Here is a 12,236-nt window from a genome sequence, read left to right on the forward strand (position 1 = left end):
CGAAATGGCGGGCCTTTCAAAGTAGGGCATGACAGGATTATGCCAGCGCCGGTTCGCGGGCTTCGTCCAGATGCTTCATTAGGTTTTCCGGGGACGACACGCCGTAAGGGTCTTCGGGGCAGTTATCCATCAGGCCGGGCTCTTCGAACCATGCCTCCACAACGCCATCGTTGACGATGGCTGCGTAACGCCACGAGCGCATGCCAAAGCCCAGATTGTCCTTGTCGACCAGCATACCCATTTTACGCGTGAACTCACCGGACCCATCAGGAATGACCTTGACGTTTTCCAGACCCTGATCGGCGGCCCATTTGTTCATGACAAAGCTGTCGTTGACGGACATGCAGTAGATTGCATCGATGCCCTTGGCCGCAAAATCGCCGTGGCCTTTTTCGAAACCAGGCAATTGATAGGTCGAGCATGTCGGGGTGAACGCACCGGGCAGCGAGAACAGGATAACGCGCTTGCCTGCAAAATAATCCGCAGTTGTCTTGTCTTCCCAACGGAACGGGTTGGGGCCTTCGACGGCCTCATCGCGGACACGGGTGTGGAAGGTTACGTCAGGTAGTTTTGCACCGGTTTTCATCATCAAACTCCTGTGATTCACATATGTTTGCCGCGAGAGTTAAAATGATTCTAACTCGGCTTCAATGATATATATGCTGCAATAGCATAATATCTTTGATGGCGATAAAGCATTATAAGTAATGCGTAAAATGATGTGCATGGTCACTTTCGCTGCACGCGCGTAGACGTGCCGCATAGCGGCTATGCGCCGCTGGTGTAACCAAATGAGTCGGTCTATGTTATGAACAAAGAAAATTGACCCAAAGTCAGGAAAGCCAGCCGTGCGTGATCTGAAAATACCCGAGCAAAGACACCCCGAAAAGGCACATCGACCTGACAATGCGGCTCCGCGCAAACCGAATTGGATTCGTGTCAAAGCGCCGGGTGGCAAGGGCTATGCCGAGACGCACAAGATCATGCGTGACAATAATCTGGTCACCGTCTGCGAAGAAGCCGGATGCCCGAATGTAGGTGAGTGCTGGAGCCAGGGTCACGCGACCATGATGATCATGGGCGAGATTTGCACGCGCGGTTGTACCTTCTGCAACATTGCGACCGGTAAGCCGGATACTCTGGATGCATTTGAACCGGGTCGCGTGGCGCATGCGGTGCAGAAGCTGGGCTTGAACCATGTGGTCATCACATCAGTGGACCGGGATGACCTGCTCGATGGAGGCGCCGATCACTTTGCACAGACCATCCGTGCGGTGCGACACCGCTCGCCCAAGACTACGATCGAGATTCTGACGCCGGATTTCCTGAAATGCGATCCCTGGGTGCTTGAGATTGTTGTCGAGGCCAAGCCAGATGTGTTCAATCACAATCTTGAAACGGTGCCGGGCCTTTATCCTCAGGTGCGTCCCGGTGCGCGATATTTCCACTCATTGCGCTTGCTGCAGCGGGTCAAAGAGATGGACCCGTCCATTTTCACCAAATCCGGCATAATGGTCGGACTGGGCGAGGACGAGCAGCAAGTTCGTCAGGTCATGGATGACATGCGCGCGGCGGATATCGATTTTCTGACTATCGGTCAGTATCTGCAGCCAACACCCAAGCATCATGGCATTGACCGCTTTGTTACACCCGAAGAGTTTGCGGCCTATGAAAAAGCTGCGTTCGGCAAAGGTTTCCTTATGGTCTCGGCAACTCCTTTGACCCGGTCGTCTTACCATGCGGGCGATGATTTCGCCCGTTTGCGCGAAGCTCGACAAAAGAAGTTGAACCAGAGGTGAAACCCGAACTTCAATCCTGGCTTACCGAAAAGCGCCATGAACTGCATCAAGTGCCTGAGATATCGGGCGAGGAACGTGGAACCGCGACGAGTATCTCGAACTTGCTTCAGGCGTGTGATCCTGATGCGGTTCTGACAGGTATCGGTGGCCACGGTGTCGCGGCGGTTTATGATAGCGGACAGCCCGGACCTACCATCGGAATCCGGTGTGAATTGGACGGTTTGCCGATTCAGGAAATCTCAAGTGCACGATACGCGTCGCAACATCCCGGAAAGGGGCATCTTTGCGGGCATGATGGCCATATGGCGATGGTGCTTGGTGTTGCTTTCGTATTGGGGGACAAGCGTCCGACCAAGGGGCGGGTGGTTCTGATTTTTCAACCCGCCGAAGAAACCGGTCAAGGTGCGATTGCCTATCGTGCTGATCCCAAGTTTGCGGATATCGCTCCGGACTATGTGTTTTCTTTGCACAACTTGCCGGGTTTGGAATTGGGCGGGGTTGAGCTTTGCTCGGGTCCGGCAAATTGCGCCTCGCGTGGGATGCGAATTGTTTTGACGGGCAAAACCTCTCACGCGGCGGCCCCTCAGGACGGTGTATCGCCAGCCGGTGCGTTGGCAGAGCTTATGCCTGCTTTGGCCATTTTGGGGCAGGGTGGGGCGCTGGATGCAGAATATGCGCTGACAACGGTAACCCATGCCAGGTTGGGCGAGGCCACCTTTGGTGTCGCACCCGGTCAGGCCGAACTGTGGGTGACCCTGCGCACGGTCTCGGACAGCCGGATGGCAAGCCTGATCCGCGACGCAGAACAACTGGTGACTACACGTGCTCAGGCACAGGGATTAGGTGTTGAAATCACCTATGACGATGTGTTTGAGGCTTGCACAAATTCGGGTGAAGCCGTGCAGATCCTGTCAGAGGCCTGCCAAAGCCGCGACATTCCTTGCAAGCTGGTTGCGACCCCACAAAGGTTTTCGGAAGATTTCGGGCAGTTCGGAAAAGGCGCAAAAAACGCCATGTTCTGGCTAGGCGCGGGGCGGGATCATCCGCAGCTACACAACCCCGACTATGATTTTCCGGATGCTTTGATCCCGATCGGGACAGATATTTTTCTGGCTGCTATCGAACAAACGCTCAAGGCCTGAGTTTTCTGGGCTGGCTTTCTGCCCATTCGGGCCACCACCCCATATATTCAATTCCGGCAATCATCAGGCAGATAAGGATCGCGCCAAACACCAGTTTCACGCGCCGTTCCGAGGGCGGGTTTCGCCCCCATTTTGACATGCGAACAAAGTGGCGCAGACTCATCAGTCCTGATCTTCGACAAATCGAACCTTGCCGATAAACGGCAGGTTGCGATTGCGCTGCGCATAGTCGATGCCATAACCCACGACAAATTCATCAGGGATTTCAAACCCGATCCAGTCCGAGCGGAAATCAACCTCGCGCCGGCTGGGTTTGTCCAGAAGGGCGATGGATTTCAACCGGTGCGGCTTGCGGGTGCGGAGCAGCTTGGAGACGTGGTTCAGGGTATGGCCGGTATCCACGATATCCTCGACCACCAAAACATCGCGCCCTTCAATGGCGCCGCGTAAGTCCTTAAGAATACGAACTTCTCGACTGCTTTCCATCGAGTCTCCGTAGGACGATGCCTCCAGAAAATCGACCTCGATGGGCAGGTCCAGCTCACGCACCAGATCAGCGATAAAGACGAAGCTGCCGCGCAGCAGGCCGACAACGACCAGCTTGTCAGTGCCGCCGAATTCAGCCGTTATTTCGCGGCAAAGCTCTTCGATCCGGGCAGCAATTGCCTTGGCCGAGATCATCTCATCTATCACATATGCGCGCTGGCTCATCGCTGCCCCCTTGATCTTTGGCGCGCAACATACGAAATCACGCGCCATTGTCACCAGTTAATCCCGGATATCATGCCAACCCATTCCGAGACCCGCCCGCTGCCTTACACCGCTCAGCAGATGTATGATCTGGTCGCGGATGTGGCGAAATACCCTGAATTTTTGCCTTGGTGCGCTGCGGCCCGTATCCGTCGGACCTATGCCGCGGGCGATGGCAAGGTGATGGAAGCGGATCTGGTTATTTCATTCAAGGTGTTCCGCGAACGCTTCGGCAGCCGCGTCACGCTGTTTGATGAGCTGAAACGGATCGATACCGAGTATCTGGACGGACCGTTCAAATACATGCGCTCGGATTGGGAGTTTGAAGATACGGAAGACGGCTGCAACGTCTCGTTCCACGTTGATTTCGAATTCAAGAACGCGGTTCTGCAAGGAATCATTGGCGTGGTTTTCAACGAAGCCATGCACCGTATCGTCCGAGCATTCGAACAACGTGCTGCCGTCCTGTACGGCTGAGGCTTTACGCCCGAGCGGCGCGCGCTAGACTGCGCCACATGACCGATTTGACAACTGCCCTTGCCGAGTTTGCTGCTGGTTCTGTTTCGACCACGGCGCAGGCTCGTATTGTGACATCTCTATCCGCGTTGGACTGGCTTGCTGTGGGGCGGGCAGGCGCAGATGAGCCGGTTTCCCGCATCATACGTCAGATGGTTCTTTCCGAGAGCGGTGCCGCACAGGCGCGTTTGTTCGGAGGCGGTGATGCGCCGCTACGCGCAGCGGCGCTGGTGAATGGTACCATTTCTCATGCGCTTGATTATGACGACACGCATTTCGCTCATATCGGTCATCCATCGGTTGCTGTTTTTCCTGCAGCCCTTGCTCTTGCGGCGTGGGAAGACCGACCTCTGGTCGATCTGCTTGAGGCAGCGCTAGTGGGAATGGAGTTATCGATCCGCATCGGTTTGTGGCTTGGTCGTGGTCATTATCAGGCTGGTTTTCACCAAACAGCCACGGCTGGCGCGTTTGGGGCTGCGGTGGCTGCGGGTCGGATTATGGCATTTGACGTAAAGCAGATGCGTGACCTGTTGGGGCTAACCGCGACCCGGGCCTCAGGGCAGAAATCACAGTTTGGGACCATGGGTAAACCTTATAACGCTGGGCTTGCAGCCTCGAATGGTGTTGAGGCCGCCCAGTTGATCCGCAACGGTTTTCAACCCGGTGCTGACGCATTGGAAGGCCCGTTTGGGTTTGGGGCGACACATTTGGGGGCTGACGATTTAGCTGCTGCGCTTGATGGTTTGGGGGACGAGTGGCTGTTCGAAAGCATCAGCCACAAATTCCACGCTTGCTGCCATGGCCTGCACGCGGCGCTTGAGGCTGCGCGCGATCTCGACATCGCCGAGCCTGAGGTGGCCGAGATCAAGATCAAAACCCACCCCCGCTGGATGAGCGTGTGCAATCAACTGCAGCCGACCAGTGGGTTAGGAGCGAAGTTTTCCTATCGTACCGTGATCGCAATGCAGGCAATGGGCTACGATACAGCTCTGCCAGGGAGCTATTCCGACAAGATTTGTGCTGATCCAAGACTGCAATCCTTAAGGGACCGGATCACGGTCGAGGCGGATGAGAGTCTATCCGAGACACAAGCCCATCTGTCCCTGTTACGCCGGGACGGCGCGCGCCGCGAGGCCAGCCATGATCTGCTGGCTCCGATGTCTCTATCGGATCGCGAAGATCGCGTCAGGGAGAAAGCGGCGAAGCTGATCGGAGGGGATGAGGCAGACGCCATCTGGTCAATGCTACGCACCGGTGGGCGCGCAGCGGATTTGGCTGAAAGGCTAACTGATTAAGCGACGCGCCAATGCAGTGGAAAGCCCGGATCGAATACGGTCACGGGGCCGTCGCCGCTTTCGATTTTTGCCGGATAGACGACCTCATCGCCTTTGGTCAGCGTGATGGTCTCTTCGTTCACTGGCAGGCGATAGAAGGCCGGGCCGTTGAGTGACGCGAACGCCTCTAGCTTGTCCAACGCATCTGCGCGCTCGAACATATCGGCCAGCAGTGACATTGTATTAGTTGCAGTGAAACAGCCGGCGCAGCCACAGGCCATTTCCTTGTTTGCATCCGTGTGCGGCGCGCTGTCTGTGCCCAAGAAGAAACGCGTATCGCCTGATGTCGCGGCGGTCAGCAGCGCCAGCCGATGCTCTTCGCGCTTGGCGACCGGCAAGCAGTAGTAATGCGGCTTGATGCCGCCCACCAGAATGTGGTTGCGGTTGATGATCAGGTGATGCGTTGTAATCGTCGCACCCAGATCTTTCTCGTTCGCCTTGACGTAATCCACGCCGTTTGACGTCGTGATGTGCTCCATCACCACGCGCAGTCCGGGGGTTGCTTTGCGAATCGGATCAAGAACGCGGTCGATGAACACCGCCTCGCGATCGAATATATCGATCTCGGCATCCGTGACTTCGCCGTGCACACATAGCGGCAGACCGATCTCGGCCATCTTCTCCAGCACCGGGCGTACCTTGTCGAAATCGCGAACGCCAGAAGACGAGTTGGTTGTTGCCCCAGCCGGGTACAATTTGACCGCCTTGATCAGACCGCTGGTATGCGCGGCGGCCACATCTGCCGGGTCCGTGTCTTCAGTCAGGTAGAGAGTCATCAGCGGCTCAAACGTCATATCCTCTGGCAGAGCAGCAAGGATGCGGTCCCGATAAGCTGCTGCGTCGTCACCTTTGACAACGGGCGGAACCAGATTCGGCATGATGATGGCACGGGCAAAATGGCGCGCGGTTTCAGGTAGGACGGCTTGAAGCATCGCGCCATCGCGCAGATGCAAATGCCAGTCATCGGGGCGGCGGATCGTCAGGGATTGGGTCATGGCCCCCGGCTAACACAGCCGCTTGAGTGGTGAAAGACCCTCTTGCCCTTGCCGATGAGACAGATCGCCGTAAGTCACTGACGGATGGTGGTCTTGACCTCTGGTTGTGGTCATGACCTGTTGGGGCGGAGGAAAAAGGGGAACTCATGACACAGCCAAACTCCATCGATGCCGTGCAAGAGCTTTTGGGCTCTGAGGGTTATGTCTGTGGCCGGGCTTTGGCGACGGTTGTGTTTCTTTCGCTGAAACTTGGTCGACCTCTATTTCTGGAGGGCGAGGCGGGCGTCGGCAAGACTGAGATCGCCAAGGCGCTGGCCACAGGATTGGGACGGCGCCTGATCAGGTTGCAGTGCTACGAAGGCCTTGATGCCTCTTCCGCTGTGTATGAGTGGAATTTCCCCGCCCAGATGGTGGCAATCCGAACCGCAGAAGCGTCGGGTGGGGCGGACCGAGGCGCGTTGCAGACCGAGCTGTTCTCGGATGATTATCTGATCGAGCGCCCCTTGCTGCAGGCCATGCTCCCGGATGCTACTGGGGCACCTGTACTGCTAATTGACGAATTGGACCGGACCGACGAACCATTTGAGGCTTTCTTGCTGGAGGCGCTCAGTGACTTTCAGGTCACGATCCCCGAGCTTGGTACTGTCAAAGCTCCAGAACCGCCGATCGTGATCGTCACCTCGAACCGCACGCGCGAAGTACACGACGCGCTGAAACGCCGCTGCCTGTATCATTGGGTTGATTACCCTGACTTTGCGCGCGAGATCGAAATCCTGCACGCACGGGCTCCCGAAGCGGCAGAAGCGCTGAGCCGTGAGGTGGTCGCCTTTGTTCAGCGCTTGCGCACTGAAGATTTGTTCAAGAAACCGGGGGTGGCCGAGACTATCGATTGGGCCAAGTGCCTGCTGGCGCTGGACGTTATCAACCTCAGTCCCGAAGTAATCGGCGATACATTGGGTGCCATCCTGAAATACCAGGACGACATCCAAAAGTTGCAGGGTTCCGAGGCCAAACGCATTCTGGATCAGGCGAAAGCCGATCTCGAACCGGCCTGATGCTTCATCTGTTCGAAAATATTTCGGGGGTTTGATGGCCGAACAACTCCCACTCGATATACCGGACAACCCCAAACTGGCCCAGAACATCACCCATTTTGCGCGCGCTTTGCGCAAGGCCGGACTGCCGATAGGAACTGGGCGCGTGGTTGACGCGATCCGCGCCGTGCAGGCTGCGGGGTTCACCGAGAAACGAGATTTCTACTGGACGCTGCATGCCTGTTTCGTGAACCGGCCGGAACATCGAACGGTTTTTGCGCAAGTCTTCCGCCTCTATTGGCGCGATCCGCGGTATCTAGAACATATGATGTCCATGATGCTGCCCGCCATTCGCGGTGTTCAGGAGGAGCGCAAAGCGGATGCGGCTGAAAAGCGGGCGGCTGAGGCTTTGTTGGATGGCGTCGAACGCGACTTGCCAGAATCAACCGAGCAACAAGAGGAAAGCGAGATCGAGATCGATGCAACCCAAACCGCGTCATCCGAAGAACGCTTGCGCAACCTCGATTTCGAACAGATGAGTACATCCGAGATCGCCCAGGCCAAACGCATGCTGTCGCGCCTGAACTTACCGGTCAAACCCATCGAGTCTCGCCGAGGTCAGGCCAGTCACCTCGGTCACCGCATTGATCGCGCTCGGACACTTAGGTCAGCGATGCGGCAGGGTGGCGAACTACGCGATATCGCGCACTTGCAACCCAAACCTCGCTGGCCGAATTTGGTGGCGTTGTGCGATATCTCCGGGTCCATGAGCCAATACAGTCGGATCATTCTGCACTTTCTACACGCGGTTTCGAATGCCAAAGGCGCAGGTTGGGCCAAAGTGCACGCCTTCACGTTTGGCACACGCCTGACCAACATCACCCACCATCTGCATCAACGTGATGTCGATGCAGCACTGGCCGCTGCCGGGGCCGAGGCACAGGACTGGGAAGGCGGAACCCGGATCGGAGACTGCCTGCATCAGTTCAACCGCGACTGGTCGCGGCGTGTCATGGGGCAGGGGGCGGTCGTGTTGTTGATCACCGATGGATTGGAACGTGGCGATCCTGACTTGTTGGAAAAAGAAATCGAGCGCCTGCATCTATCATCCCGCCGATTGATCTGGCTGAATCCACTGCTGCGTTGGGACGGGTTCGCACCGAAAGCGCAAGGCGTTGCAACGATGCTTCCACATGTCGACAGCTTCCGCGCCGGGCATTCGATTGCGTCGCTGGAAGATCTGGCCGCCGTGATTTCACAGCCAGATGATCAGGGGCAGAAAGCGCGGCTGATGTCCGCGCTTTCCGACTAGCTGTTACGAAAGCTGCTCTTCGTTGCACTTCCGTGCCATCTCCATGGCTTTGTAAGTGCCGGTCAGATCGACGGTGAAGGCGAACTCTTTTTCCGGGAACACGACCATTACCTTCTTCTTGGCAAGGTCATCCGCGAACTGAGGGTCGTCCGACAGGACATATCCGCCCGAATAACCCTTGGTGATGTTCCCCTTCATGCCGGTGGCCTCACCAACATAGATATTGTCTCCGATCAGGATGGCGACGGCCTCTTTCTCGCCTTTCTTGATGTTGGTCTCGGCTTTGGTGAAGACGCCCACATAGCCAACGCCGCGATCTTCGGTCAGGCCCATCTGTACGACATTTTCAGCGTCATCAACCGCTTCGATAAGGCAGGATTTCTTGTCCTGATCGATGAAAACCTTCCAGCCTTCGACCTCACCGTATTTCAGAAATGTGTCAGCCCAGCCGGTGCTGGCAGTCAACAGGCCGATCGCTGCTCCGAGTGTAAGAATGCGTTTCAACTGTTTGTCTCCGCTATGAAATATGTTGGGACGATCCCGAATAGGCCCCGGAATCGCATGCAGGCTAAAATGACGCCTTCCAACATTCAACAATTTGTGAATGTGAGTTCAAAATCGGCTTGTTAGCGCCACAAGATCGACCCGCTGAGCGCTTTTCATTGCTCCAAAGCTGACTATGTTGAACCCAAGCAAGGCCGGAGGTCTAAATGGAACGATTCGATAGCAGCCCGGAAACCGCACTAAAATGGTATCGCGCCGGGAAGGGCGCGGCTTTGGCCACTGTGGTTGAGACCTGGGGCAGCGCGCCGCGCCGTGTAGGCGCGCAGTTGGTCATTGCGGGCGATGGTCGGATCGAAGGCTCGGTTTCTGGTGGTTGCGTCGAAGGTGCCGTGATCGTCGAAGCGCTGGAAGCCATAGATGAAGGCGAGGCAAGGCTGCTAGAGTTCGGTGTAAGCGACGAGGATGCGTTTGCCGTCGGTCTGGCCTGTGGCGGTACGATCAGGGTTTTGGTTGAACCGGTCGGCAAGGTCCTGCCCGAACCAATGCTGGCCGAACTGGTCGCGGCACGGGCGCGGCGCGAACCCTTGGCCTATGAAGTCAATGTCGAGACGGGCCAGCGCGCGTTGCGCCGAAATGCCTATTCCGAACGCTTGCGTATGGACAGGTCCGGGTTCGAAGAGGATGGGCAGACCTTTGTCGCTGTCCACAACCCACCGTTACGGTTGATAGTGGTGGGAGCGGTGCACATCGCCCAAGCTCTGGTGCCGATGGCCCGGATCGCGGGTTATGACCCGGCGATTATAGATCCGCGCGAGGCTTTCGCATCGGACGCACGTTTTCCCGGAGAAACCATCCTTACGGATTGGCCGGATGAGGCTGTATCAAAGCTGGGTCTCGACTCGCGCACGGCGCTTGTGTTGCTGACCCACGACCCCAAACTTGATGACCCCGCGCTTCAGGCCGGTTTGGCGGCCGATGTGTTCTACATCGGCGCACTCGGATCTAAGCGCACACATGCCAAACGCGTGGAGCGGATGAAGCAGGCCGGGTTCAACGATGACCAGATTTCACTGATTCACGGACCTGTTGGGCTTGATATCGGGGCGGCTGGACCGTCTGAGATAGCCGTTGCGATCCTTGCGCAGATGACGGCGGTCCTGCGAGGCAGAGCGTGAAGTTTGGTCCGGTACCCGTTTCCGACGCCAACGGCGCGATATTGGCCCATTCCGTCAAAGCGGGAAACCGCAAGCTTAGGAAAGGTATAACGCTTGCGTCCGAGCACATAGCCGAGTTGCACCAAGCCGGTCTGACCGAGGTCACAGTCGCCAGACTGGAGCAAGGTGATTGCCATGAGGACGAAGCCGCAGCGCTGCTGGCAGAAGCGCTTGCACCAAGTCCCACACAGGCAAATCTGCGTGTCACCGAAGCCTTTACAGGCCGGGTCAACCTTTTAGCAAATGGACCAGGCGTCGCGGTGCTGGATACCGATGCCTTGCAAAAGTTCAATCAGGTCAACCCGATGATCACGGTTGCCACGGTGCCGCAATATCAGCAGATGGCGGCTGGCGGCATGGTCGCGACGATCAAGGTGATTTCTTATGCCGTACCTCGATCCGACGTTGAGAGTGCGGCCCGTCATGCGCAGGACGCTATTCGGTTATCGGTGCCCAAATACGAAAACGCGGGTCTCATCGTTACCGACATTGCTGGCGGGCCATCTAATGAAAAAGGTATCGCTGCTATTCGTAGCCGGGTTGAGGCTTTGGGTATGAATCTGTCAGATGTTCAGGTGGTGCCGCATCGGATGGGCGACTTAACAGCATCGATTTCGACCATTCGGGGTGAGATCGTCATGATCCTGACCGGATCGGCCACGTCGGATAAAGATGATGTGGCGCCTGCTTCTGTGCGGGCGGCGGGGGGCATCGTCGACCGGTTTGGAATGCCGGTCGATCCGGGGAACCTGTTGTTTTTGGGGTCTTCCGGCGGGCGCCCCATCATCGGTTTGCCCGGATGCGCGCGCTCACCAGCATTGAACGGGGCGGATTGGGTCTTGTCTCGTGTTGCTTGCGGAATCGAAACAACGGGCGCGGACATCGCTGGGATGGGTGTCGGTGGGCTGCTAAAAGAAATCCCGACGCGGCCACAGCCCCGCGCTGCCAAGAGTAAATGACGTAACGGCAATTTTGCCCTGTTTGGTGGGCGCATCATTGTTAGAAGGCTGATCAGCGAAACTGCGGAAAAATCAGGCAAATATTTTTGTTCTCAAACGAAATTTACCGTGTTTAACTCTGGCTTAGCAAATAAGCCAAAAAAAGGGGAGGATCTTATGACCAAGGTCTCAATGACCGTGAACGGCGTTGCCGTCAGCGGTGATGTTGAAGGGCGGACTCTATTATCCGGATTTCTACGCGACCACCTGAATTTGACAGGCACACATATTGGCTGCGACACGGCTCAATGTGGCGCGTGCGTAGTGCACGTGAATGGTGAGGCGGTCAAATCCTGCAACATGCTGGCGCTGGAAGCAGACGGCGCGGATGTGGGCACGATCGAGGGGCAGGCGGCCGAAGATGGCACGCTGAACGTGATCCAACAGGCCTTTCAGGATCATCATGGGCTGCAATGCGGGTTTTGCACTCCGGGCATGGTGATGAGCGCTGCAGCATTGCTAAAGGATAACCCGCGCCCGACCGAAGGCGAAATTCGCAAGTACCTTGAGGGTAACCTATGCCGGTGCACAGGCTACCACAACATCGTCAAGGCAATCATGGCCGCATCGGGTCAAGACGTTTCCAGCATCGCCGCCGAGTGAGGCGGTTAAGAATTTTCGACGAAAATTCTTTTCCA

The 12,236-nt window shown here is 56.8% G+C and carries 14 protein-coding genes; 9 read left to right on the forward strand and 5 right to left on the reverse strand.

What is annotated here, in order from left to right:
- Positions 1 to 37: 37 nt before the first annotated feature.
- Positions 38 to 586: a peroxiredoxin gene (locus tag ACR0CZ_RS10070; protein ID WP_170393246.1), complete on the reverse strand. Its 549-nt coding sequence runs from the start codon at positions 584 to 586 to the stop codon at positions 38 to 40.
- A 262-nt stretch (positions 587 to 848) separates the two neighbouring features.
- On the opposite strand from ACR0CZ_RS10070, the gene lipA reads away from it, so the two are divergent.
- Positions 849 to 1,799 (forward strand): lipoyl synthase, encoded by a 951-nt coding sequence (lipA, locus tag ACR0CZ_RS10075; RefSeq protein ID WP_170465418.1) that lies wholly within the window; start codon positions 849 to 851, stop codon positions 1,797 to 1,799.
- Entirely contained in the window at positions 1,796 to 2,941 is a 1,146-nt protein-coding gene (locus tag ACR0CZ_RS10080; RefSeq protein WP_170393244.1) for an amidohydrolase, read from the forward strand. The genes lipA and ACR0CZ_RS10080 overlap by 4 nt, the downstream gene beginning before the upstream one ends.
- Here the strand turns inward: ACR0CZ_RS10080 and ACR0CZ_RS10085 are convergent.
- Both ACR0CZ_RS10085 and hpt read right to left on the reverse strand, forming a co-directional pair.
- Positions 2,931 to 3,104 carry a hypothetical protein gene (locus ACR0CZ_RS10085; protein WP_170421327.1) on the reverse strand — a complete coding sequence of 58 codons (174 nt, stop codon included), beginning with the start codon at positions 3,102 to 3,104 and terminating at the stop codon, positions 2,931 to 2,933. The two genes, ACR0CZ_RS10080 and ACR0CZ_RS10085, sit on opposite strands and share 11 nt — an antisense overlap.
- Positions 3,104 to 3,652, reverse strand: coding sequence for a hypoxanthine phosphoribosyltransferase (gene hpt / locus ACR0CZ_RS10090; RefSeq protein WP_010439696.1), 549 nt, complete (start codon positions 3,650 to 3,652; stop codon positions 3,104 to 3,106). Before hpt ends, ACR0CZ_RS10085 begins: the two co-directional genes overlap by 1 nt.
- Before the next feature lie 72 nt (positions 3,653 to 3,724).
- Here hpt and ACR0CZ_RS10095 point away from each other — a divergent pair, with 72 nt between their 5' ends.
- Together ACR0CZ_RS10095 and ACR0CZ_RS10100 are read left to right on the forward strand one after the other, a co-directional pair.
- Positions 3,725 to 4,168 (forward strand): type II toxin-antitoxin system RatA family toxin, encoded by a 444-nt coding sequence (locus tag ACR0CZ_RS10095; RefSeq protein ID WP_170393242.1) that lies wholly within the window; start codon positions 3,725 to 3,727, stop codon positions 4,166 to 4,168.
- 38 nt (positions 4,169 to 4,206) lie between these two features.
- On the forward strand, positions 4,207 to 5,502 hold the full coding sequence (locus ACR0CZ_RS10100; protein WP_170393241.1) for an MmgE/PrpD family protein: 1,296 nt from the start codon (positions 4,207 to 4,209) through the stop codon (positions 5,500 to 5,502).
- Here the strand turns inward: ACR0CZ_RS10100 and pyrC are convergent.
- Complete coding sequence (pyrC, locus tag ACR0CZ_RS10105; protein WP_480536955.1) at positions 5,499 to 6,536, reverse strand: dihydroorotase; 1,038 nt, start codon at positions 6,534 to 6,536, stop codon at positions 5,499 to 5,501. The two genes, ACR0CZ_RS10100 and pyrC, sit on opposite strands and share 4 nt — an antisense overlap.
- Before the next feature lie 146 nt (positions 6,537 to 6,682).
- On the opposite strand from pyrC, the gene ACR0CZ_RS10110 reads away from it, so the two are divergent.
- Together ACR0CZ_RS10110 and ACR0CZ_RS10115 are read left to right on the forward strand one after the other, a co-directional pair.
- Complete coding sequence (locus ACR0CZ_RS10110) at positions 6,683 to 7,591, forward strand: AAA family ATPase (RefSeq protein WP_170393239.1); 909 nt, start codon at positions 6,683 to 6,685, stop codon at positions 7,589 to 7,591.
- Positions 7,592 to 7,625: 34 nt separating this feature from the next.
- Complete coding sequence (locus ACR0CZ_RS10115) at positions 7,626 to 8,882, forward strand: vWA domain-containing protein (RefSeq protein ID WP_170393238.1); 1,257 nt, start codon at positions 7,626 to 7,628, stop codon at positions 8,880 to 8,882.
- Between the two features lie 3 nt (positions 8,883 to 8,885).
- On the opposite strand, the gene ACR0CZ_RS10120 is transcribed toward ACR0CZ_RS10115, so the two are convergent.
- On the reverse strand, positions 8,886 to 9,386 hold the full coding sequence (locus tag ACR0CZ_RS10120; RefSeq protein WP_170393237.1) for a hypothetical protein: 501 nt from the start codon (positions 9,384 to 9,386) through the stop codon (positions 8,886 to 8,888).
- Positions 9,387 to 9,592: 206 nt separating this feature from the next.
- Between ACR0CZ_RS10120 and ACR0CZ_RS10125 the strand changes: the two genes are divergently transcribed.
- From ACR0CZ_RS10125 to ACR0CZ_RS10135, 3 genes are all read left to right on the forward strand, one after another.
- Positions 9,593 to 10,561: an XdhC family protein gene (locus ACR0CZ_RS10125; protein WP_170393236.1), complete on the forward strand. Its 969-nt coding sequence runs from the start codon at positions 9,593 to 9,595 to the stop codon at positions 10,559 to 10,561.
- On the forward strand, positions 10,558 to 11,559 hold the full coding sequence (locus ACR0CZ_RS10130) for a molybdopterin-binding protein (protein ID WP_170465415.1): 1,002 nt from the start codon (positions 10,558 to 10,560) through the stop codon (positions 11,557 to 11,559). Before ACR0CZ_RS10125 ends, ACR0CZ_RS10130 begins: the two co-directional genes overlap by 4 nt.
- A gap of 156 nt (positions 11,560 to 11,715) precedes the next feature.
- Positions 11,716 to 12,201 (forward strand): (2Fe-2S)-binding protein, encoded by a 486-nt coding sequence (locus tag ACR0CZ_RS10135; RefSeq protein WP_170393234.1) that lies wholly within the window; start codon positions 11,716 to 11,718, stop codon positions 12,199 to 12,201.
- Positions 12,202 to 12,236 lie beyond the last annotated feature (35 nt).

The sequence above is a fragment of the Ruegeria sp. H9 genome, from assembly GCF_056532915.1.

Bases quoted from the DNA above. Each gene is read 5' to 3' on its own strand.
- ACR0CZ_RS10100 (WP_170393241.1), top strand. From the start codon at position 4,207: ATGACCGATTTGACAACTGCCCTTGCCGAGTTTGCTGCTGGTTCTGTT.
- pyrC (WP_480536955.1), bottom strand. From the start codon at position 6,536: ATGACCCAATCCCTGACGATCCGCCGCCCCGATGACTGGCATTTGCAT.
- ACR0CZ_RS10135 (WP_170393234.1), top strand. From the start codon at position 11,716: ATGACCAAGGTCTCAATGACCGTGAACGGCGTTGCCGTCAGCGGTGAT.
- ACR0CZ_RS10070 (WP_170393246.1), bottom strand. From the start codon at position 586: ATGAAAACCGGTGCAAAACTACCTGACGTAACCTTCCACACCCGTGTC.
- ACR0CZ_RS10085 (WP_170421327.1), bottom strand. From the start codon at position 3,104: ATGAGTCTGCGCCACTTTGTTCGCATGTCAAAATGGGGGCGAAACCCG.
- ACR0CZ_RS10110 (WP_170393239.1), top strand. From the start codon at position 6,683: ATGACACAGCCAAACTCCATCGATGCCGTGCAAGAGCTTTTGGGCTCT.
- ACR0CZ_RS10115 (WP_170393238.1), top strand. From the start codon at position 7,626: ATGGCCGAACAACTCCCACTCGATATACCGGACAACCCCAAACTGGCC.
- ACR0CZ_RS10125 (WP_170393236.1), top strand. From the start codon at position 9,593: ATGGAACGATTCGATAGCAGCCCGGAAACCGCACTAAAATGGTATCGC.
- hpt (WP_010439696.1), bottom strand. From the start codon at position 3,652: ATGAGCCAGCGCGCATATGTGATAGATGAGATGATCTCGGCCAAGGCA.
- ACR0CZ_RS10095 (WP_170393242.1), top strand. From the start codon at position 3,725: ATGCCAACCCATTCCGAGACCCGCCCGCTGCCTTACACCGCTCAGCAG.